The organism is Chryseobacterium shigense, from assembly GCF_014207845.1.
GTDB lineage: Bacteria > Bacteroidota > Bacteroidia > Flavobacteriales > Weeksellaceae > Chryseobacterium > Chryseobacterium shigense_A.
Map to the genome: position 1 here is coordinate 284,417 of NZ_JACHLC010000001.1, position 23,047 is coordinate 307,463.

The 23,047-nt window shown below is 36.9% G+C and carries 23 protein-coding genes; 19 read left to right on the top strand and 4 right to left on the bottom strand.

The window, feature by feature from the left end:
* Positions 1 to 5 precede the first annotated feature (5 nt).
* The 15 genes from HNP36_RS01290 (at position 6) to HNP36_RS01360 (ending at position 16,598) form a co-directional block, all read left to right on the top strand.
* On the top strand, positions 6 to 740 hold the full coding sequence (locus HNP36_RS01290) for a LytR/AlgR family response regulator transcription factor (RefSeq protein WP_184161457.1): 735 nt from the start codon (positions 6 to 8) through the stop codon (positions 738 to 740).
* A gap of 71 nt (positions 741 to 811) precedes the next feature.
* Entirely contained in the window at positions 812 to 1,354 is a 543-nt protein-coding gene (locus HNP36_RS01295) for a lipocalin family protein (protein ID WP_184161453.1), read from the top strand.
* Positions 1,355 to 1,482: 128 nt separating this feature from the next.
* The gene (locus HNP36_RS01300) at positions 1,483 to 2,733 is read left to right on the top strand and encodes a CinA family nicotinamide mononucleotide deamidase-related protein (RefSeq protein ID WP_184161450.1); all 1,251 of its coding nucleotides are present in this window, start codon (positions 1,483 to 1,485) and stop codon (positions 2,731 to 2,733) included.
* Between the two features lie 118 nt (positions 2,734 to 2,851).
* A complete protein-coding gene (locus HNP36_RS01305) occupies positions 2,852 to 4,909 on the top strand; it encodes a M13 family metallopeptidase (protein ID WP_184161447.1) in 2,058 nt (685 codons plus the stop codon).
* A gap of 268 nt (positions 4,910 to 5,177) precedes the next feature.
* Positions 5,178 to 7,274 carry a M13 family metallopeptidase gene (locus HNP36_RS01310; RefSeq protein WP_184161444.1) on the top strand — a complete coding sequence of 699 codons (2,097 nt, stop codon included), beginning with the start codon at positions 5,178 to 5,180 and terminating at the stop codon, positions 7,272 to 7,274.
* Between the two features lie 271 nt (positions 7,275 to 7,545).
* Positions 7,546 to 7,992 (top strand): type VI secretion system contractile sheath small subunit, encoded by a 447-nt coding sequence (locus HNP36_RS01315; RefSeq protein ID WP_167443735.1) that lies wholly within the window; start codon positions 7,546 to 7,548, stop codon positions 7,990 to 7,992.
* A 21-nt stretch (positions 7,993 to 8,013) separates the two neighbouring features.
* Positions 8,014 to 9,375 carry a DUF5458 family protein gene (locus HNP36_RS01320; RefSeq protein WP_184161441.1) on the top strand — a complete coding sequence of 454 codons (1,362 nt, stop codon included), beginning with the start codon at positions 8,014 to 8,016 and terminating at the stop codon, positions 9,373 to 9,375.
* Between the two features lie 65 nt (positions 9,376 to 9,440).
* Complete coding sequence (locus HNP36_RS01325) at positions 9,441 to 9,914, top strand: hypothetical protein (protein WP_228456211.1); 474 nt, start codon at positions 9,441 to 9,443, stop codon at positions 9,912 to 9,914.
* Between the two features lie 210 nt (positions 9,915 to 10,124).
* Positions 10,125 to 11,159, top strand: coding sequence for an A/G-specific adenine glycosylase (gene mutY / locus HNP36_RS01330; RefSeq protein ID WP_184161435.1), 1,035 nt, complete (start codon positions 10,125 to 10,127; stop codon positions 11,157 to 11,159).
* Positions 11,160 to 11,203: 44 nt separating this feature from the next.
* On the top strand, positions 11,204 to 11,761 hold the full coding sequence (gene gldD, locus HNP36_RS01335; RefSeq protein WP_184161432.1) for a gliding motility lipoprotein GldD: 558 nt from the start codon (positions 11,204 to 11,206) through the stop codon (positions 11,759 to 11,761).
* Positions 11,762 to 11,788: 27 nt separating this feature from the next.
* Positions 11,789 to 12,712, top strand: a complete 924-nt coding sequence (locus HNP36_RS01340) for a PfkB family carbohydrate kinase (protein ID WP_184161428.1) — start codon at positions 11,789 to 11,791, stop codon at positions 12,710 to 12,712.
* An 87-nt stretch (positions 12,713 to 12,799) separates the two neighbouring features.
* Entirely contained in the window at positions 12,800 to 14,164 is a 1,365-nt protein-coding gene (locus HNP36_RS01345; RefSeq protein ID WP_184161425.1) for a peptidylprolyl isomerase, read from the top strand.
* A gap of 82 nt (positions 14,165 to 14,246) precedes the next feature.
* A complete protein-coding gene (locus tag HNP36_RS01350) occupies positions 14,247 to 14,744 on the top strand; it encodes a hypothetical protein (protein ID WP_184161423.1) in 498 nt (165 codons plus the stop codon).
* Between the two features lie 116 nt (positions 14,745 to 14,860).
* A complete protein-coding gene (locus HNP36_RS01355; RefSeq protein ID WP_184161420.1) occupies positions 14,861 to 15,805 on the top strand; it encodes an NAD(P)H-dependent flavin oxidoreductase in 945 nt (314 codons plus the stop codon).
* A gap of 13 nt (positions 15,806 to 15,818) precedes the next feature.
* On the top strand, positions 15,819 to 16,598 hold the full coding sequence (locus HNP36_RS01360) for an alpha/beta fold hydrolase (protein WP_184161417.1): 780 nt from the start codon (positions 15,819 to 15,821) through the stop codon (positions 16,596 to 16,598).
* A gap of 254 nt (positions 16,599 to 16,852) precedes the next feature.
* Here the strand turns inward: HNP36_RS01360 and HNP36_RS01365 are convergent, their stop codons facing one another.
* Genes HNP36_RS01365 through HNP36_RS01375 form a run of 3 tightly spaced genes read right to left on the bottom strand, consistent with a single transcriptional unit; the run spans position 16,853 to position 18,102 of the window.
* Entirely contained in the window at positions 16,853 to 17,116 is a 264-nt protein-coding gene (locus HNP36_RS01365) for a hypothetical protein (RefSeq protein WP_184161414.1), read from the bottom strand.
* A gap of 43 nt (positions 17,117 to 17,159) precedes the next feature.
* On the bottom strand, positions 17,160 to 17,777 hold the full coding sequence (locus HNP36_RS01370) for a hypothetical protein (protein ID WP_184161411.1): 618 nt from the start codon (positions 17,775 to 17,777) through the stop codon (positions 17,160 to 17,162).
* 25 nt (positions 17,778 to 17,802) lie between these two features.
* On the bottom strand, positions 17,803 to 18,102 hold the full coding sequence (locus HNP36_RS01375) for a rhodanese-like domain-containing protein (RefSeq protein WP_184161408.1): 300 nt from the start codon (positions 18,100 to 18,102) through the stop codon (positions 17,803 to 17,805).
* Positions 18,103 to 18,269: 167 nt separating this feature from the next.
* Here HNP36_RS01375 and queG point away from each other — a divergent pair, with 167 nt between their 5' ends.
* The 4 genes from queG to HNP36_RS01395 all read left to right on the top strand — a co-directional run bounded on the left by queG (position 18,270) and on the right by HNP36_RS01395 (position 22,307).
* Positions 18,270 to 19,223, top strand: coding sequence for a tRNA epoxyqueuosine(34) reductase QueG (queG, locus tag HNP36_RS01380; RefSeq protein ID WP_184161405.1), 954 nt, complete (start codon positions 18,270 to 18,272; stop codon positions 19,221 to 19,223).
* A 351-nt stretch (positions 19,224 to 19,574) separates the two neighbouring features.
* Complete coding sequence (locus HNP36_RS01385) at positions 19,575 to 20,258, top strand: TIGR02117 family protein (RefSeq protein ID WP_184161402.1); 684 nt, start codon at positions 19,575 to 19,577, stop codon at positions 20,256 to 20,258.
* Positions 20,259 to 20,264: 6 nt separating this feature from the next.
* Positions 20,265 to 20,909: a murein L,D-transpeptidase catalytic domain-containing protein gene (locus HNP36_RS01390; protein ID WP_184161399.1), complete on the top strand. Its 645-nt coding sequence runs from the start codon at positions 20,265 to 20,267 to the stop codon at positions 20,907 to 20,909.
* Positions 20,910 to 21,845: 936 nt separating this feature from the next.
* A complete protein-coding gene (locus HNP36_RS01395; protein WP_184161396.1) occupies positions 21,846 to 22,307 on the top strand; it encodes an SRPBCC family protein in 462 nt (153 codons plus the stop codon).
* Positions 22,308 to 22,440: 133 nt separating this feature from the next.
* Here the strand turns inward: HNP36_RS01395 and HNP36_RS01400 are convergent, their stop codons facing one another.
* Positions 22,441 to 22,869 carry a cold-shock protein gene (locus tag HNP36_RS01400; RefSeq protein ID WP_184161392.1) on the bottom strand — a complete coding sequence of 143 codons (429 nt, stop codon included), beginning with the start codon at positions 22,867 to 22,869 and terminating at the stop codon, positions 22,441 to 22,443.
* Positions 22,870 to 23,047 lie beyond the last annotated feature (178 nt).

Genomic DNA, 23,047 nt, shown 5'->3' on the forward strand with positions numbered 1-23,047 from the left:
AGAAAATGAAAATAAGTGCTGTAATCATAGACGATGAGATCATTGCAAGAGAAGTTCTCAGAAGTTATATCACAAAATACTGCCCGCAGGTAGACATTGTAGGAGAGGCGGAAAATATCAGAGAAGCAGTTCCTTTAATTGCTGAAAAGCAGCCGCAGCTTGTCTTCCTTGATGTTGAAATGCCTTTCGGGAATGCATTTGATGTGCTGGAAGCCACCAAAGAATTTTCTTACGAAACCATCTTTATCACGGCATTTTCCCAATATTCATTACAGGCGCTCAATAAATCGGCAAGCTACTATATTTTAAAGCCTATTGATATTCAGGAACTTATTCTGGCCGTCAATAAAGTAGCGGAAAGTCTTGAAAGAAAAGAAGAGCTTAACCGTAATAAGATCCTCCTTGAAAATTTAAAATTAAAACCTGAAAAACAACAGCTTATCCTCCCAACATTACAGGGATTTGATGTTGTGAAAACTGAAGATATCCTAAGGCTTCAGGCAGACGGAAACTTTACACAGGTTTATCTTACCGATGGCTCTAAAAAAATGGTCTGTCGCTTCCTGAAACATTTTGATGATCTGCTTGAAAATCCGTTTGTAAGAGTTCACCGTTCCCATATCATCAATGCAGGGTTTGTAAAATCCTATCATAAAAGTGGAACCGTTATGCTATCCGATGATACGGAAATTGAAGTTTCAGGCAGTTTTAAAGATAATTTCCTGAAAGTCTTTTCCTGAGATTTATTGTTCCTTAACAGCTTAAAGGCATTATTTTTGAAGTTTTACCACAATCACAAAATATTCTGGTTATGAAAACCCTTCATAAAATTGCGGTTCCCGTCACATTAGGTGCTCTGGGACTGGTTATTTATCATTCTTTTTCCACGGGAATACCAAAAGGAGCAGTGGCAGTCAAGAATTTTGATGCTAAAAAATACCTCGGAAGATGGTACGAAGTTGCCCGTTTCGATTACAGATTCGAAAAAAACATGGACAATGTTACTGCTGAATATTCCGAAAACACCAACGGCTCCATCCGTGTTGTTAATAAAGGCTACGACTACATTAAAAAAGAATGGAAAGAATCTGCAGGAGAGGCAGGATTTATAAAAGACAAAACAGACGCCCGTCTTAAAGTTTCATTTTTCAAACCGATCTGGGCGGGTTATAATGTCATTGATATTGATGAAGATTATCAGTATGCCCTTGTTGCAGGAAGCAGCCTGAAATACTTATGGATTCTGTCCCGTACCACAAACCTTCCTGAAAGTATGAGACAGCGTTTCATTGAAAAAGCTAAAAAGATTGGTTATAATACCGATGATCTCATCTGGGTGAAGCATAATCAGTAGTAGTTTCCCCATCGCCGGTAATTATAGTTTTAAACAGTATCAGTCAAAGACAGAAAAAATCATTTTATCTTGTCACAGCCACAGATTTTCCCTTCATTTGCAGAAGATTTTTTTTCAAGCATTTATATATGGAAAAAGCTGTTCTGATTACCATCGGTGATGAAATCCTTTCCGGAAACACCGTTGATACCAATTCCAATTTCATTGCCACAGAGCTTAAAAATATAGGCATACAGGTTACGCAGATCTTTACCATTTCGGATGAGATTGACACCATTAAAAACACTTTAGAAGCTGCTTTTAAGGTGGGTGACCTTATTATTACAACCGGTGGTCTGGGGCCGACAAGGGACGACAAGACCAAAAAAGCACTGGCAGAGTTTTTCAATGACGAAATTGCGCTGGATGAAGTTACTTTCAACCATCTTAAAAATTATATGGAAAGGCGGGGACGTCTGGATATTCTCGAAAGAAATAAAGAGCAGGCCTTTGTTCCTTCAAAATCTGTTGTTTTTCAGAACCATTATGGAACAGCACCCTGTATGATGATGGAGCAGGATGGGAAATTATGTTTCAGCCTTCCCGGAGTTCCCTATGAAGTAAAACCGCTTATCAAAGACCAGATTATTCCTTATTTAAAAGAAAAATTCAATCTTTATTATCTCCATACCAGGATAGTTTCCGTGGTGGGAATTCCTGAAAGTATTCTTGCAGATATCATTGAAGATTGGGAACTTGCCCTCCCTGAAAACCTTGCCCTTTCTTATCTGCCCGTAGGCACCCGTGTAAAGCTGAGGATAACTGCTTCAGGAGATAATGAGAATGCTTTGAAACAGCAGACAGAAGATGAGATCCAGAAACTTCTTCCTTTGGTTGGCGACCATGTTATTGCAGTATCGGAAGACAAAATAGAAAAAATTCTGGCAGAAATCCTTACAGAAAGAAAACTGACCATTTCCACGGCAGAAAGCTGTACCGGAGGTGAACTGGCAAAAATGATAACATCCAATTCCGGAAGCTCAAAATATTTCATGGGTGGTATTGTAGCATACGCCACGGAAAAGAAAACAGAAATTTTAAAAGTTTCTAAAGAGACCGTACACCAGTTCACGGTAGTAAGTGAGCAGGTAGCTGGCGAAATGGCAAAAGGATGCCAGGAATTATTCGGTACTGATATTTCACTGTCTACTACAGGAGTTGCAGGCCCCGGCAGAGGTGAAGACGGTAAGGAAGTAGGCACTGTTTTCTACACCATCAGGATCAATGAAAAGGAAGTTACTTCAAAACTCTATATGCCACATCTGGAAAGGCTTGATTTTATGAATTTTGTTTCCCAGAAAGTGATTCAGGATTTGGTGGGATTGTTAATTTCAGAATAATTTTTTTGCCTGTTCATGATTAAAATAATTAATATTCGTTGGTGTTAATTTTTTTTATTGAAAAAAATCGTAACAAATTGTAAAAAAAACAGACATATATTATAAAATTGCTATCATAATGAAAAAACTAACGCTTTCTTTGTTTTTATTGGCAGGCATTTGCTCACTCAGCACAGTGAACGGACAGACAAAAGCCGTAAAAACAGCAGTTAACAGCACAGATAAAGGCTTGGATATTGGCCTTATGGATACTTCAGTACGCCCGCAGGATGATTTTTACAACTACGTAAGCGGAACCTGGATGAAAACAGCGAAAATTCCTTCCGATAAACCAACCTGGGGAAGTTTCAACAAGCTTGCTGAAGATACGGATAACAACTCCATGACCATTCTGAACTCTCTTCTGAAAGATAAATTTGCTGACGGAAGCGAAGGTAAAAAGATCCAGGACCTGTATGCTACTTATATGAACATGCAGAAAAGAAATGCAGACGGGGTTAAGCCTATTCAGGGGAATCTGAATAAAATTGATGCCATCAAAAATATGTCTGATCTTCAGAATTATCTGATCTCTGTAACTAAAGACGGCGAAAATACTTTATACGGTTGGGGTGTTGATGCAGACCTTAAAGATTCTAAAATGAATGCAGTTTACTTAGGAGATGCTTCTTTAGGATTAGGAAGAGATTACTATCAGAAAGTAAACGAAAAAAATACGGAAGCTATTGCTGAATACCAGAAATATGTAGCTTCCATGCTTAAAGAGTTAGGTTACAAAAATGCTGATGCAGCTGCAAAAGGAATTGTTGATTTCGAGAAAAGCATTGCAAAGACTTATCTTACCAACGAGCAGAGCCGTGATAATACATTACAGTATAACCCAAGAACAATGGCTGAGCTTTCAACATTGGTAAAAGGCGTTGATATTCCTGCTTATCTTAAACAGGCAGGAGTAAATACAGATAAGGTAATTATCGGAGAAATAGGGTATTACAAAGATTTCGATAAACTGATCAATGCTCAGAACCTTCCCGTAATCAAAGATTATCTGAAATTCCACATGATTCACGGAAGTGCAGCTTACCTAAGCGAAAAGCTGGGAGATATGAGATTTGCTTTCTATGGCAAATATTTAAGAGGCCAGCAGGAGCAGAGAGCTTTAAACAAAAGAGGTTTCGAGCTTATCAATGGAACTCTTGGTGAAGCTTTCGGAAAATTATATGTTGAAAAATACTTCCCGGCAGAGGCAAAAGCCCAGATGGTGGAACTGATCGACTATTTAAAGAAAAGCTTTGCCGTTCACATCAATAACTTAGCATGGATGTCTTCTACAACAAAGGAAAAAGCAATGCAGAAATTGAACAAATTCACTGTAAAAGTTGCTTATCCGGACAAATGGAAAGATTATTCAAAATTAGATATCGTTCCTGAATCCAAAGGAGGAACATTATACTCAAACCTTCAGAATATCTCTGGATGGCAGTACAACAAAGATTTAGCGAAAATCGGGAAAGCTGTTGATAAAACAGAATGGGGTATGACACCGCAAACGGTTAATGCTTACTACAACCCGGTAAACAACGAGATCGTATTCCCTGCCGCTATCCTTCAGCCGCCTTTCTTCAATCCTAAAGCAGATGCTGCTGTGAATTTCGGAGGAATCGGTGCTGTTATCGGTCACGAAATGAGCCACGGATTTGATGATTCAGGTGCCCAGTTTGATGCAGACGGAAACCTTGTAGACTGGTGGACACCGGAAGATAAAGCCAACTTCGAAAAAGCTACAAAAGCGCTTGCCGCTCAGTATGATAAATATGAGCCTGTAAAAGGAACTTTCGTAAATGGTACTTTCACAAACGGTGAAAATATCGCTGACTTAGGCGGAGTAAACATTGCTTACGATGCCCTTCAGATGTATTTGAAAGATAAAGGAAACCCGGGACAGATCAGCGGATTCACACAGGATCAGAGATTCTTCCTAAGCTGGGCAACCGTTTGGAGAACTTTATCCAGTGAAAAATATATGGTCAACCAGGTGAAAACAGACCCGCACTCTCCGGGATATTTCAGAAGCTTCGGTCCGCTCATCAACGTTGATGCCTTCTACAAAGCATTTGATGTGAAAAAAGGAGATAAACTGTACAAAACTCCGGAAGACAGAATCAAAATCTGGTAATCATTACCAAGAAATAACAAAACCGTTCAGCAATGAGCGGTTTTTTGTTTTACTATGGCAGGTTGCAAATGGTTGATCATAGGCTATAGGGATTTAAATATTTAAATAATTAATTTTAGTTTGAATAACTGTTCTCTGCACTCCCAAGCTCTATTACACTCTAACCCTAAAACTCTCCAACCCGTAGTTATTTATCAATTATCGTTAATCACCTATCATTAAAGTTCGTATATTTGGTAAGTTTGTATACAATCAAAAATTATCTTTAATGAAAAAGCTAAATATTGGAATACTTGCCCTTTCCGGCATTGTATTTTTAAACTCATGCGGAACGGCCAAAACGGCAGGTACAGAAACCAAAACTGAAACTACGGCAGCTGTTGCAGAACCTGTAAAAGAAGAAGTAAAAGAAGAGGGGATCAATTTATCATATATGGATAAAAGTGTTCGTCCGCAGGATGATTTTTTTAGCTATGTGAACGGAAATTGGGTGAAAACTACCCAGATTCCTTCAGACAAAGCGAGCTGGGGTTCTTTCAATGCTTTGAGAGAAAATGTAGATGATGCTTCTCTGGATATCCTGAACAAAATTTTATCAGAAACGTATTCTGCAGGATCTGAAGGACAGAAAATCCAGAATCTGTACGCATCTTTCATGGATGTAAACAAAAGAAACGCAGAAGGATTAGCTCCGATTAAAGGAGACCTGGCAAAAATTGATGCCATTAAAAACCTGAATGACCTTCAGAAATACCTTCTCGAAGCTACAAAATTAGGCGATAATTCATTTTATGGATGGAGAGTAGGAGCAGATATGAAGAATTCCAACATGAATGCCGTATACCTTGGAGGTCCGGATCTCGGATTGGGAAGAGACTATTATCAGAAAGTAAATGAGGCCAATACCAAAACCCTTGCAGAATATCAGACTTATGTAGGAAAACTGTTTGATATACTGGGAAATAAAAATTCGGTACAGGCTGCTCAGAATGTGGTAAACTTTGAAAAACAGCTTGCCAATTACTTATTGACTCTGGAACAGAACAGAGATGCCAATTTAAAATACAACCCTAAAAATGTATCTGAACTTTCAGGACTGGTTAAAAATATTAACCTCGCAAAATATCTCAAGGATGCAGGTGTAAATACAGATAAAGTAATTGTTGGCGAATTGAAATATTACCAGAATATGGATCAGTTCATCACAGAAAAGAACCTTCCTTTGTTAAAAGATTACCTGAAATATCATTTAATTAACGGCAACGCCAGCAACCTGGATGATAAACTTGAACAGATCAGGTTTGATTTCTATTCAAAATACCTTCAGGGCCAGAAAGAACAGCGCCCGATGGACAAAAGAGGTCTTACCCTGGTAAATGGTGTTCTTGGTGAAGCTTTCGGGAAACTATACGTTGAAAAATACTTCACTCCTGAGGCAAAAGCCCAGATGGAAACCTATATCGATTACCTTTTGAGATCATTCAAGCAGCATATTAATGATATCGACTGGATGTCTCCTGCCACAAAAGTAAAGGCTCAGGAAAAACTGTCTAAATTCACCGTAAAGATTGCCTATCCGGACAAATGGAAAGACTATTCCCAGTTAAAAGTAGAATCTCCGAAAGAAGGAGCAACATTATATTCCAACCTTCAGAACGTATCAGCATGGCAGTACCAGAGAAGTCTTGATAAAGTAGGAAAACCGGTGGACAAAACAGAATGGGGAATGTCTCCGCAAACTGTAAACGCTTACTACAGCGGATCAAACAACGAAATCGTTTTCCCTGCAGCCATTCTTCAGCCTCCTTTCTACAACCCTAAAGCTGATGCAGCCGTAAACTTCGGAGGTATCGGGGCAGTTATCGGTCACGAAATTTCTCACGGCTTTGATGACAGCGGTTCACGTTTTGACGGAGACGGAAACCTGAACAATTGGTGGACAGATGAAGACCGTAAAAACTTTGACGCAAAAGTAGGACAGCTGGCTGCCCAGTACAGCGCTTACGAGCCGGTAAAAGGAAGCTTTGTAAACGGTAAATTTACAAGCGGTGAAAACATCGGTGATCTTGGTGGGGTAGCAGTAGCTTATGATGCCCTTCAGATGTACCTCAAAGATAAAGGAAACCCTGGAAAAATTAGCGGATTTACCCAGGATCAGAGATTCTTTATGAGCTGGGCAACAGTATGGAGAACAAAATCTACAGACCAGTATATGATTAACCAGGTGAAGACAGATCCTCACTCTCCGGGAGTGTTCAGGGCATTCGGTCCACTGGTGAATCAGGATGCATTTAATAAAGCATTTGATATAAAACCTGGAGACAAAATGTATAAAGCCCCTCAGGACAGAATAAAAATTTGGTAGAACAGCCAAAAATTGTTAGAAAAGAAAAACGCATCAGAAATGATGCGTTTTTTATTTATTTTTTCATAGTTTAGTGATATCGTAAAGTCATGATTTTACGTTACATATATTAAAGGTTAAATTAAATATTTCAAGAAAAATCTTTACAAAATTTTGTATGTTACAGTTTTTTTTTAAATTTAAACATTGGATTGGTAATTTATTCGAATCATCGGTAAATTACTCAAAAACAGATCCAAACCAAAATCAAAAATCTCAAAATAATAATAATATGGCAATGTTTAATTATGGTGTTGGCGGCAACGAGGTAAAAGTGGACGCTAATGAAGCGATTCAGGAAATACAGGAAAATAAATCGCTGATAGTGAGCCAGCTTACAACAGAGGAATCTTATACCCCTGAAATTGTAACAGGTTTAAAAACAGTAGATGATGTCTTCAGGCATTTTCAGCCTTCTGTAGCTGTACAGCACGAAACAGAAGACGGTGGTGTAGTAGAGGAAGAATTCCGTTTTCAGAATCTTGCAGACTTTACACCAAAGAATCTCACTCAGAAATCAGATTATTTACAGCAGCTCAGCATGGAGCAGGAGCAATATAACAAAATTGTACGCCAGCTGAAAACCAATAAAATTCTGCGTAATATGCTTGAGAATGAACAGACAAGGGCTGCATTCATCGAAGTATTGAAAGATGTGGCACAAGAACTTGAAAAATAATTATTTACACTAAATCAAATCATGGATAGCAAATTACAGGCACAAGAAAGCCAACAGCAGGGTCAGCAGCAACACTCAGGGCAGCCGAAAGGTAACCCGCTTGCAGAGCTTAATAAAATGGGAGGTTTTGGCTTTGTTGAATCCGTTGTAGACGGTATCGCCAATATGAACCCAACAAGAAAAGCAAGGAAAGAAATTTTCCTGACTGATAATAATAAATCTGACGAAAGAAAAGAACTCCTTCAAAAAATAAACCTTTGGGTAAGTCTTTTGGAAGGAAACGAATCTGCAGATAAAATGGCAGATACATGCAAAACCAAAGCACAGGCTGCCGATCAGAATTTAAAAACCAATCTAAAAAATACACTTGACTCAGTACGTTTACTGGAAACCAACTACAGAACTGTAGCCCAATTCTATAAAAATACGGAACTGGACAAAGTGGATAACGTAAGCATCGTTAATGCAAGCCTTGAACAGGTTTCGGATCTGGATAACCCATTATTCATCGATGCTATTTCCGAGGAATTCAAAAATTATTATGACCGTTTAGATCTTAGAGATAACTATTCCATCCTGGCAATACCCGGATATTTAGGCTCAAACAAAGTCATTGAAAAATGGGCTAAGATCTGTAACGAGAACAAAGTAATGATGGTTACCGACTTCGCTAACCTTGATAAGCCGGATGACGTTGTAGATTTATTCCATTCCGCAAACCTTACCGGAGGAGAGCTGCATAGAAGTAATGTTATTATGACATGTAACTGGCTTGTAGGCAGAGGAAAAGCTGAAGAAGTAGGAGAAGAGGAAAACGTAGAACTTCCGCCTTCCACTTCACTGGCAGGAAAAATCCACAAAACTTTAATGTCCCAGGTAGCAGCAGGTAAAAAGCACGGGAACATCAACGAAGTGGACGCAGTAAAATTCGAACTGAAGAAAAGCGAAATTTCCCAGTTGGAAAAAATGGGTCTTGTTCCGATGGTTAACGAATACGGTAAGATCATGGCATTCTCTGCGAAAACATTGTTTACAGGAGATAACATCGGTCTTCAGACTTATTCCGTAGTACGTGTATTCGACTATGTAACCAAAGTTTTACTGGACTTCCTGAACAGAAGAGCCTTCGAAAACTGGAATGCCAAAAATGAAGACGATTTGAGAAGACAGATTGTAACCTTCCTTGACAATATCAAAGGACCGGATAAACTGATTGAAAAATTCAAGATCGTTCGTTTCGAGCAGGACAGAGTAAATAAAGACAGAGTATGGCTTGATATCCGTATGACCCCTTATTTCCCTACAAAAAGCTTCGTTATTAAATTAGACGGGCACAAAGGAGATGACGGTAACGAATGGGATGCACAATATACTCAGGAATAATAAGAAACCAAATTTAAATAAAAAAACCGATGCATTTTTACATCGGTTTTTTACTTCCAAATCATATGAAAATTAATGTGATCAATAAAAGATTAAGCTTTATTCTGCCCTTATTCCTGCTCATTATCTTATCAGCATGTGAAAAAAAATACCAGGCACCGGATCACTATGCTGTAGATCTTTTTAAAGACGAAAGGCAGCAGGGAACAGCCTATATCATGAATGAAGAAGAGTGTTTTGATGGCAGCGAGCTGGTTATTGCAAGTTCAGAGGTAAAGCTGGCCGACAGTTCAAAAGGAAGAGGCAAAAACTTCTTTCTCTATAAAGTAAGATCCGGAAAAGTTCTGAAAACGATAAGAGATTCAGTGGCAGATTATCCTTTCATGTTCCTTTCCGATCAGAGGCTTAAGCTTAAAAATGATTCAGTTTACCTTTACCTCAAAAAGCTTGAAGGTTTCCGGTTCATTGCGGCAGAAAGAAATCTCAAATATCAATGGCTGAAGGCAGCTCCGGTGTATTCTGTTAAAAAGGATAAATAATTTTATCTTTGCATATTGTGAGTCCGGAGTCTATCAACTTTTTTAAGAATAGGTTGTAAAGAAAAATATGCTTCGACTCCGCTCAGCATGACAATCTTTAATCATACCGTTGTAAAACTGTTAGTATTAGGCTTGTCATGCTGAGCGGAGTCGAAGCATTTGAAAACCATTCGTTGAAACTCCCGCAACCATTTTAAACAGATAATTTTTTTGAAAAAAGATAATAGAAGCTCAGATTTTCTCCATATAGGAAACAAACTCCTGAGCTGGTACGGAAAAAATGCAAGAGATCTGCATTTCAGACAGACAAAAGATCCCTACAAAATCTGGATCTGCGAAATTGTTTTTCAGCAGACAAGGATTAATCAGGGGCTTAATCACTATAATAATTTCATTAAAAGGTTTCCCGATGTGAAGACTTTGGCTGAGGCTGAAGAAAATGAAGTTTTGCTTTACTGGAAAGGGCTGGGATACTATTCAAGAGCCATTAACATCCATAAGGCTTCACAACAGATTATGAATGATTATCATGGCGTTTTTCCTGTTGAGTATGAAGAGATTCTAAAATTAAAAGGAGTGGGGAAATATACGGCAGCAGCAGTTTCAAGCATCTGTTTCGGAGGCAAAATGCCGGCTGTTGACGGGAATTTTTACAGAGTTTTAAGCCGTATTTTTGCTGACGATTTTGATATTTCAAATTCAAAAGCCTTTTCTTATTTCTCCCAGCTTGCAATGTTGGTCATGCCGGAAAATGTAGGTGATTTTAACCAGGCTATGATGGATCTTGGTTCAGAAATCTGCAAACCTAAAAATCCTCTCTGCGGCGAATGTCCTGTAAATGATGACTGCCTCGCATTCTCACGGGGAAAAACATCAGAATATCCTGTAAAAACAAAAAAAGTGAAGACAGAAGACCTGTCGTTGAAGTATTATTTTGTGTGCAGAAACGGACAGTTTTTAATCAGACAGAGGAAAGATGATTTCATCTGGAAGAAATTGTTTGAATTCCCTACCACTATTTCCAGGGAACTTGAACCGTTTATCACAAATGTTAAAACCTTTACCCATAAGCTTACCCATAAGAATCTTACCATAGAAATTTTCAGGGTTGAAGTTGATTCAGAAGCTATTTGGAACACTTTTACAGTTAAAAACCAATACATCATTACAGACTTTGAGGCTTCTCATGATAAATCTTTTCCCAAGCCTTTGGAAAACTATATCCAAAACTCACTGAAAGACTGAAATTTGTCTCCCAAAATCTGAAATCTAATTTGTACTTTTGCAAAATGATAAAAAACGTCATTTTTATTTTTGTATCACTGCTTTTAATTTCGTGCGGAAAAGACCATGTTCCGAAACCTTACGGGGAACTCCGCCTGGAGTATCCGCAACCGAAATATCAGAAGTTTGAGAATAACTGTGCCTATACCTTTGAATATTCAGATTTTGCATCCATTTCTGATGCTAAAAAGCCTTGCTGGTATTACATAAATTATCCGAAAATGAAAGCAAAGCTCTTTGTGACCTACTATCCGATACAGAATGATTTTGCAGATCATATCAAAGAAGCCGAAAAAATGGTCTACGAACATACCATTAAAGCGAGTTCTATAGATACCAAATCATTTGAATACCCGGACAAGAAAGTATACGGGAACTTCTATGAGCTGAAGGGGCAGAGCGCTTCCAATCTTCAATTTTACATTACAGACAGCACAAAACATTTTGTGACTGCTTATTTATACTTTAATACAAGGCCAAAACCGGATTCTCTGGCCCCGGCAGTAAACTATATCAAAAATGATATGAAACACCTGCTGGACACTTTTGAATGGAAAAAATAATTGACTTTAAAATACATTGAAAAATATATGAAACTTTTAGTTGTAGGAAGCGTTGCATTTGATGCAATCGAAACGCCATTTGGTAAAACTGATAAGATTTTAGGAGGAGCAGCCACTTATATCGGTATCACTTCTTCTGTTTTAGGCGTTAAATCTGGTATTGTTTCCGTTGTTGGAGGAGATTTCCCGCAGGAGCACCTTGATATGTTCACAAACAGAGCAATAAATATTGAAGGAATTGAGATCGTAAAAGAAGGAAAAACATTCTTCTGGTCCGGAAAGTACCACAATGATCTGAATACCAGAGATACTTTGGCTACAGAAGTGAACGTTTTAGAGAATTTTGATCCGAAAATTCCAGATTCCATGCAGGATGCGGAAATCCTTTTGCTTGGTAACCTACACCCGGGCGTTCAGTTGTCCGTACTGGAAAAAATGAATAACCGTCCTAAGCTGGTAATTCTTGATACCATGAACTTCTGGATGGATTCAGCATGGGATATTCTTATGGATATGATTGCTAAAACTGATGTGATTACCATTAATGACGAAGAAGCAAGACAGCTTTCAGGAGAATACTCTTTGGTAAAAGCAGCTAAAAAGATCCATACAATGGGTCCTAAGTATGTAATTATTAAGAAAGGAGAGCACGGAGCTTTACTTTTCCACGACAATAAAGTATTTGCTATTCCTGCACTTCCGCTGGAAGAGGTTTTCGATCCAACCGGAGCAGGGGATACTTTTGCAGGAGGTTTTGCAGCTTACCTTGCTAAAAAAGGTAAAGTTGATTTCGAAACAATGAAATCCGCTTTAATTGTAGGTTCTGCAATGGCTTCTTTCACTGTTGAAAAATTCGGAACAGAAAGAATTGAAGAAGTAAACGAATCCGATATGTTCAACAGATTGAGACAATTCAAAGAATTAACAACATTCGATGTTGAACTGCAATAAATAAGTCTTTTTAAGAAATATTTATAATAAAAAATTTAGACTGATTCGTTAAGAATTCTAAATTTGCAACTTGTTTAAAATAGTAAAATGACAAATAAACTAAAAATCACTTTTCTTCTTGGGATTTTCATGATGATATTCTCTTCAAACATGAATGCTCAGCTAAAACCGGGAGAATTAGTGGATGGTATTGCTGCTGTTATCGGGGATGAAATTGTTTTGGAATCAGATGTAAATGAGCAGATGAACTATGCCAAACAACAGGGAGCCTCCGAAACTGATAAATGTGACTTCCTTGAAAACCTGATCAGTAACAAACTTCTTGTTTACGAAGCCAAAAAAGATACATTAATTGAAAACCGTTCTGCAGCTATTAAAGAGCAGGCCAATGCAAAGTACCGTCAGCTGCTTTCCCAGTTTCCGGACGAAAAAACAATGCTTGCTGCCTATAAGTTCAGAAACGGGTATGAAATGAAAAATGCTATCGAAAAGATAGATGTAGACCAATACTACGGACAGGCAAAATACCAGCGTATTACTGAAAAAGCAGACGTAACCCCTAATGAGGTTACCGACTTCTACAACCTGTATAAAATGCAGCTTCCGGAAGTAAAAGATGAGATCTCTTTAGCACAGATTATGATCTATCCTAAACTTACAGATGCCCATAAGGAAGACCTTATCAAAAGACTGAAAAAAATAAAGGCAGACATTGCTGCTGGAGAAACTTTTGAAAGCCAGGCCAGGATCTATTCAGAAGATGAAGGATCTGCTGCGAACGGAGGACTTTATAAAAACATTTTCAAAGGGCAGATGGTAAAGCCATTTGAAGCAGCTGCACTCAACCTTCAGGAAAATGAAATTTCAGATCCTGTTGAATCTGAATTCGGATATCACATTATACAGCTGATCAAGAAATCAGGGAAAGTGTACGATGCAAGACACATTCTGTTAAAAGCTACCCCTACCGATGATGAAATCAAAACCGCAAAAGCAAAACTAGACAGTATCAAAGGTCTTATTATTGCCGGAAAGATTACATTTAAAGATGCGGCTTTTAAATTTTCAGATGATAAAAAAACAAAATTCAACGCGGGAATCATTTCCGGTGCAGACGGTTCTGATAAAATTGAAAGAGAAAGTATTCCGGGATCTATCACTTACGAATTAGCAGGTCTGAACAAAGGAGATATTACTTCTCCCTTTGAAGACGATGATAATAAGAGAAAAGTTATAAAGATCATTAAAATGGAAGATGTTATTCCTGCACACCAGATCACACTGGAAACAGATTATAACAGGATCAAGCAGATGGCTCTCAATAAAAAGCGGAATGAAATGATTGAGAAATTTGTCAACTCTAAACTGCCAACAACATTCATATCCATTGACGGACGTTACGACAGCTGTAATTTCAAAGCCAACTGGAAAAAAGAATCAATCAAAAAATAAATACAAAACCTTCAGAATTTCTGAAGGTTTTTTTGTGCTGAAATTTAAGAAAACTTCTTATTTTTGATAGAAACGATAAAGAATGGATTATCATTTTTACAGGAAAAACTTTGAAGAAGCGGCAGAAGATATTTTCTTCAGGCAGTTTGAAGATCTTGGTCTGAAATTATCCGTTGAAGAAGTTTTGCAATCCGTTGCATTGAAAATTTATAAACCTGAGTGGTCAAATGATTTTAAATCTCAATTAAACTCAAAAAGCAGAATATTTTTTTCGGTTTGGGTAAATGATAAAAGCATTAAAGAAGGAAAACTATATTATAATATTCATGCTTTAAAACTTCGTGAGCTGAAAGGCTATAAAATTTCAAGCAGAAATTTCGCCGGAATATTCAGAAATAAATTTATTGAATATCAGAAAGAATGGAAAAACGTAGATGTAAATTTCGGCCCGTTAACTTTAATGGAAGGCTGGATCCATTTGAATATCGAAACCATTCAAAATGATATTATTGATCTGGCCCGGAATTTTTTAAAAATAAGTCCTGTTATTGATGATACTCTGGATATATTTAAAATTTAGTAATCCTTTATTTAAAACGATTTTACACATTTTTTATTCATTAAAAACAGCTGTTTTTAGTATTTTTACGCATGAGCAATTTTATAGATTTCAATTCGGCAAAAAAACTTCATGACATGAAGACAGATCAAAATAGAATTACAGAGCTTTTCAACATACAGTATCCTATTATTCAGGCCGGAATGATCTGGCATTCAGGATGGAGGCTGGCTTCGGCGGTTTCTAACTGTGGCGGATTGGGACTGATCGGGGCAGGAAGCATGTATCCTGACATCTTAAGAGAAAATATTCAGAAATGCAAGCAGGCTACAGATAAGCCTTTTGGCGTTAATGTACCGATGTTATATCCTAACCTTGAAGAAATTATCCAGATTATACTGGAAGAAGGGGTAAAGATCGTTTTTACGTCTGCCGGAAATCCTAAAACCTATACGGAAACCCTTCAGAAAGAAGGAATAAAAGTAGCCCACGTAGTATCTTCTACCAAATTTGCGGTAAAATGTGAAGAGGCCGGAGTAGATGCTGTTGTAGCTGAAGGTTTTGAAGCTGGGGGGCACAACGGAAGAGATGAAACCACTACCTTCTGCCTGATCCCGAATGTGAAAAAGCATATTTCCAAACCATTGATTGCTGCAGGAGGAATTGCATTAGGCTCACAGATGAAAGCCGCGATGATTTTAGGTGCAGACGGCGTACAGATTGGTTCCCGTTTCGCTGCTACCGTTGAAGCAAGTGCCCACGAAAACTGGAAAAAGAAAATTACAGAGCTGAATGAAGGAGATACCCATCTTACCTTAAAAGAACTGGCGCCTGTAAGAATGGTCAAAAACAGGTTTTTCAATGAACTGGAAGACATTTACCTGTCAGGAAGAAATAAAGAAGCTTTGGTAGCCTCATTGGGAAGGGCAAGAGCCAAACGCGGAATGTTTGAAGGAGATATGGAAGACGGTGAGCTGGAAATAGGTCAGGTTTCTGCTTTGATCAACGATATATTACCGGTAGAAACCGTTTTCAGTAATTTATTGAAAGAATTTAAAGAAGCAAAAGAACCGGGCTTATAGAAATCTGAATTACATGGAAGAGAGAATAATTGAAGTAAGAAATCAGAAACTTTATATAACATACAACAATACATTTGAAGGAAAGCCTGTTATCATTTTCCTCCACGATTCCCTGGGCTGTGCACAGCTTTGGAGAGATTTCCCGTTAAAATTGTCAGAAATGACGGAATGTAATGTTCTGCTGTATGACAGATTGGGATATGGAAAATCCGGGCCGATGCTTACCCACGAAAGACCGGTGAATTATATGGAACTGGAAGCCGATCTGCTGAATGATCTGTTGACCGAACTGAATATAGATAACGTTATTCTGTTCGGGCACAGTGATGGCGGAACCATTGTCCTCATCACCGCTGCCAAATATCCTGAAAAGATAAAAGCCGTAATCTGCGAAGCAGGACATATTTTTGTAGAAGATGTTACTTTAAAGGGCGTTTACGATGCCTGGGATGCCTACAAAACAACCAGCCTTCCCGAACGGCTGGCAAAATATCATGGTGATAAGGTGGAAGTACTTTTCAGAGCCTGGACGGAAACCTGGACCCGTGAAGATTACAGAAGCTGGAATATTGAATACCTTTTAAAAGATATTCAATGCCCTTTATTTTTTATTCAGGGAGATGCTGATGAATATGGTACTCTGGATCAGGTTGAAAAAACAGTTTCTCAGGTAAGCGGCGCGGCAGAAAAATTTATCATTCAGGAAGCAGGGCACACACCGCATAAAGAGTTCCCGGAACTTGTTCTCGGTAAAGTATCGGAGTTTATTGGAAAAATATATAGTTCAAAATAGTACTAGCATCTTGGTTTAGCAGGGTGCTTTTTTAGTTGGAGTAATGAAGAATAATAGCTGGAAATTCTATACAAATTGTACAGCTTATTTTTTTAGCATATAAAGTGTACATGTTTTTATTTTGATAAGCTTCAGTTTCAGATGCCTGTCATCAGATTAATGTAGTTTTTATATTGCATCATGTACAAGTTTTGATGAAAATATGAAAATAAATTGTTTATTTTTTGGTAAATTTTAAAGTAATTATTTTAAAATTATGAACCTTTTTTGATTAGGTTTTTTTCATGGACTGCAGATATTGTTTGCTCATATTTTTCCATAAAAATTGCATGAAAATTACATTCAAAATCACTGTAATGTGATATTTTATTATCTATTTTTGAAACATCAAACAGGGATGCAGAAGATTCTAAAAACAGATTTGATGAAAACATTCCCCACCCATAAGAGATCTCTGAAGTTCCCCTTATGTTTTTAGTAATGAATAAGTTGTGTTTGAATGAATGGAATGATTCCATGTGGAGATGTAGCTTGGCTGCATCTCCTTTCTGTATTAATGAGTTACAGAAGCTTAAGTTCGGCAGTTAAATTCTCCTTTGCCTGTTTTTCATATAATTCCTGGAAAGGTTGAGTTTTAAAAATAGGTTCAAGTTCCAGGAAATGTTTCAGTACTTTTTTTCTTCCAGGCTTGTAAAGAATATCAGGATATATGGAATATTCCTTCCTGATTTTCCGTGTATAATCAAAATAAACTGCAGAATCTTTCCCCAGAACAGAAAGGTCCGCATCCAGCAGATAGTTCGTGTCTTCGTCATCTGATTTCTGGTGGGATTTTGTTGCCAGGATCCTGCTTTCTGTTTTTGAAATCATATCCTGACTCACATTTATTTTTTTAAGTCGCTCCGCAGCATATAATGCACTTTTCTCTTCATTGGATTTTGAGGTAGCATCATAAATAACATCATGATAAAAAACAGCGAATGAAATACTATGATAATCCTCAATATGTATTTTCACATTTTCCAGTTCTGTGAACATATTTTCCAGGTGCAAAAGATCATGATAATATCTGCCTTTCCCGGAATATTTTGTTTCAATTTCCTGCCACAGGCTTTCAATAAGAATCTGGTCCTTTGTAAAATGAAGACAGAGATCCGTAAACTTTTCCTTTAAACTCATGATGGGGTAAGTAAAAAAGGAACTTTTAAAAAGTCCCTTGATTTGCTTCCAGTACTGCTTTCAGTTCAGCCCAGCCTCCGCCGTTATAGCCTTCTTTCAAGCCTTGTCCGTTAAGATATTCCAATGCTTTTCCGCTTCTGTTTCCGCTTCTGCAGAATAAGATAACCGGCTTTTCAACAGATAAAATCTCTTCTTTTCTGTCCTCCACTTCTCCTAAAGGAATATTTTGCGCACCTTCAATATTTCCGTCCATTTCAAGCTCCATTGGCTCACGAACATCAATTAATTCATAATTTCCAGACTTTATAACTTCTATTAAAGACATAACTGTTTAATTTATTTAGATTAAAAAATAATAACGAAAATACGTAATTTTTTCCTTAAAAAATACCCTGTTAAAACTTAAATTTTCACAAAAATGCTTAAAAATTACGATCTGTCCATCTTTTATCCAAAAACAGAAGATTGGTAAATTAATCTTAATTTTGCAGAATGGAAATCCTGAATACCGGTGCCGAAAAATATTCCCAGCTCATAAAGTCCAAAGCAGAACATTTTGGATTTCAGAGCTGTGGTATCTCTAAAGCAGGATTTTTAGAAGAAGATGCTCCAAATCTTGAAAAATGGCTTAAAAATAATTTCCATGGCAAAATGAAATACATGGAAAACCATTTTGATAAAAGACTGGATCCCAGATTATTGGTAGAAGGATCAAAATCTGTTATTTCATTATCCTATAATTACTTTCCAAAAGAAAAGATATCCACACTGGACAATTATAAGATCTCAAAATATGCCTATGCAGAAGATTATCATGAAGTGGTAAAAGAAATTCTCCGCGAAATGGTTTCTGAGCTTCAACAGGAAATAGGAGAGTTTGGGTTCCGGGTTTTTGTAGATTCTGCGCCTGTTTTGGAAAGGAGCTGGGCAAAAAAATCAGGAATTGGCTGGGTAGGAAAAAATGCCAATCTTATTACCAAACAGAACGGTTCCTTCTATTTCCTGGCAGAAATTATCTGTGATCTTGAATTAGTTCCCGACCATGCCACTACAGATCATTGCGGGACGTGCAGAAAGTGTATTGATGCCTGTCCTACAGATGCCATTGTTTCAGAGAAGATTATTGACGGGAGCCGTTGCATCTCTTATGCAACCATAGAACTCAAAAACGAAATCCCGGACTACTTTCAGGACAGGATGGAAGACTGGATGTTCGGATGTGATATCTGCCAGGATGTGTGTCCCTGGAACAGGTTTTCTTCACCCAATCTTCAGAACAGGTTTATTCCGAACGAATCATTGAAAAACTTTAAAAAAGAAGAATGGAAGGAAATTACCCAGGAAATATTCTCCGAGATCTTCAGGAAATCTCCTGTAAAAAGAACAAAATTTGCAGGTTTGAAACGAAACATCGAATTTCTGGAACGTTCTTCGGATAAACTTTAGGATAAATTTTTGGTGACAAATCCTTTTCTGGAATTGTAGGGTTCCAAAACTTGGGAGGATAATCAGCCATCCTTTAAGTAGCAAGCCTTAAGGAGGATAAGATTTAATTCAATAATAATTTTCTGAAAACTTTTCCTAAAAGAAAAATTGACTTTCAGGAGACCAATGTCCCACAGAAAATCAACGTTTTTTTTGTACTCTTTTTGGAGCTGTTTTTACTCTTATTTTAAATCTTTTTTGGGATTTTGTATTTTTACGCATATTTGTGAATATTTCGTAACTAAATTTAATCATTTTTTCGATTAAAACAAATACTTTTACAGAAAATTGAAGATTAAATTTTATTAAAACATGACTGTGAAAATTGCATTATTATATGTCCTGAAAACCATAGGAATTATCCTGGGAATTGTTGCCTTATATGTTATTATGGCGCTTTTGTTGCCGCTTATAGAAGTTTCTGCGGATCATACTACACAACCGAAAGACATCCCGATTTATATTTACACCAACGGCGTGCATACAGATATTGTCATGCCTGTAAAAAACGACCTTCAGGATTGGAGCACAAAAATTCCGTTTTCCAATACAAAATCAAAAAGTACAGATTATAACTATATAGGAATAGGATGGGGCGACAAGGGTTTTTACCTGGATACTCCAACCTGGGCAGATCTGAAGTTCTCTACTGCCTTTAAAGCCGCATTCTGGTTAAGTGATTCAGCAATGCACTGTTCTTATTACAAGACCATGAAAGAAGCTGAAGACTGTAAGATGATTATGATCAGCAGGGATCAGTATAAAGATTTAGTGAAATTTGTAGAAGATAAATTCGACAGGGATCAGAACGGAAACTTTATTCTCATTCCTACCAACGCTGTTTATGATGTAAACGATGCATTTTATGATGCTAAAGGAAAGTACAGCTTCCTGAATACCTGCAACACCTGGGCAAACGATGCACTGAAAGCTGCAGGACAAAAAGCCGCATGGTGGACCCCCTCTGATGTTGGGATTTTCAGACATTACAAATAATTTTTAATGAAATTTTTCACTGTAATGCTCTCAGCTTATCTTGTGCTTTCATGCAGTAATGAGACTAAAAAAGTTCATTATGCTGTAGAAAATTCTGTGGTTCAGGCAAAAAGGCCGGAAGCGGATTTGCAGGAAGTTAAGGTAAAAGCAGAGGAAGCTCTGAAATTCTGCACTTCAAAAAAGCTCAGCACGGATTTTTGTATTCTGATTGATATGAGCCTTCATTCCGGTATTAAAAGGTTTTTTGTATGGGATTTTAAAAACAGGTCCGTCAGCAAAAAATATCTTGTGGGACATGGCTGTGGCTCAAATCCGTGGAGTTCAGACGGTTCAAGGGACAATCCGCAATTCAGTAATGAAGACGGAAGCCATCTTTCATCCTTAGGAAAATATAAACTGCAGGGAAGAGGCTACAGCGAATGGGGAATTAACGTAAAATATCTCATGCACGGTCTTGAGGAAACAAACAGCAATGCTCTAAAAAGATATATCGTTTTCCATTCCTGGGATAAGATGAGCGATGATGAAGTTTTTCCCAAAGGTTCCCCGGAAGGCTGGGGCTGTCCTACCATTTCCAATAATGCCATGAAGGAAATTGATCCAATGATTCAAAATTCTGAGAAACCGGTTTTGATGTGGATTTATAAATAATTTTCAAAAAACTGTTATATAAAAAAATAAGGAGCCGCGAGGGAAACGGCTCCTTTACTTTTCATCTTTTTTTCATTTGTGTTTTTAGAATCGTATGTCGAAAAATGAATAAATATCAATTTTGTTTTTACGTAGATGAAAAGAATTAACAATTATAAAATAATCCTTCTAAATAGGAAGAGAATCCTGAAATGGGAGTTAAGTTAGGATTGATCGTTCTTATACCTACCGGTGCTTGGAATATATCTGGAAAATATATTTCGGTTGAGAATAATTTTTTTCATTGGATAAGGTATTTATTTTTTTTGTTTGTGTTTTATTTTAATGTATGATCCGGAGAAAACTCTGCTGAATCTGATTCATATGCCAACAGGCATTCAATCCGTTATTCATTATTATCTTTGTCAATCATTTTGTTTTTTAATCTAAATTTTATATCAGATTTTAATCTTTAAAATTTTAAGAAGCGATCATTTAAAAAGAATGAATATATTTTATCATGCTAAATGTGAATTATTCTCTTCTCAAATTCTGGTGCAAACTTATTTTATTTATTTTTTTTACAGAAAAAATCAGATATGACATAGATATTACATGTGCTTAACTATTTGTTTTTCAATGATAAATAATTTAATACAAGCTGGAAATATTTTATCCGAATTTTAATGTAACATCTATTTGAATATATTTTGATTGTACAGGTTATGTTTTTTTTTATTTGTGAATAAATAGAATATTATAAATGAAATAAACTAATTGTTAGATTAAAATACATTAATGCTCTTTTGAAAAATATGTATCATTATATTTAAATTATATAAAATTTTTAATGCTGAATTGAATGTATGTTTATCAATTCCATCCCAACTTTATATTAATAATTCAATTTTGTATGGAAAAACAATGAATTGGTACTCTTTCTGATATACTATTTATATGAAACACCGCCTTTACCGCGAGCAGCAGCTCCACTGCAATATAGAAACCGCATGGAATTTTTTTTCCTCTGCCAATAATCTTTCAGAGATCACCCCAAAAGACATGAACTTTATTGTACTGACGGCAATGGAAAATGATAAAATTTACGAAGGAATGCTTATCGATTATTACGTTTCACCATTATTGGGGATAAAAATGAAATGGCAAACAGAGATTCTCAAAGTGGATTTCCAAAAGAGTTTTATAGATTTTCAGAAAAAAGGCCCTTACAAACTCTGGCATCATCACCATGAATTTATTCCCAACGAAAATGGAGTTTTGATGAAAGATACCATAAACTATGAGCTTCCAATGGGGTTTTTAGGGGAAATAGCCCATTCCCTTCTGGTGAAAAAGAAGCTGGAACATATTTTCAATTACCGGTTTGCGGTACTGGAAAAAATATTCGGTGAAAAATAGATGTAAGGGAATTCAGGAAATCGGGTAATGTTTTTTTAAATTCCGGTTCCTGATTCATCTCAAAGATAAAAGCCACCCTTACGGATGGCTTTTTTTATTGTTTTACAAAATCTGTGATTATAAAACAGATCTGTTATTTTATCAGTTCAATATTAACTGCGGAAAATCCTTTTGGAGATTTTTCTTTCTCGAAAGAAACTTTGTTTCCTTTTTTTACAGGATGTGCACAGCTGTTGTTGTGAAAGAAAACATTTTCTTTGGTATTGTCTTCCGTAATGAATCCGTATCCTTTTTCACTGTGGAAAGTAATGATCCCGGACTTTCGGATATCTTCCTCAATAATCGGAGCTGCACCAAGCTGAATCTCATCAAGGCTTACTTCCTGTCTTTCCCTATCTTCAGGAGGTGTAGAGGTAAGTCTTCCGAACTCATCCACATACATGAAAACATCTTCCGATCCTTTATTGTTGTTCGTTTTACGTTCTTCGCGTCTCAGCGCTTTTTCTTTTTGCTTTTCGATTTTTTTCTTGAGATTTTCTTTTTTAGAAAAAGAGTCTGCCATAAATTATTGTAGTATTTAATTTTAAATTGTAATATCTGTTTGTCTGATCTGCCTGTGTTTTTACTGCAGTTATCCGTCCGCTCTTCTTTATGAGATCAAATATAAAAACCAGTTTGTTTGGTTATTCATCAGTAAAAAAGAAGAGATTTTAAAAAATGAGGCGGCTGAAAAAGCGGAA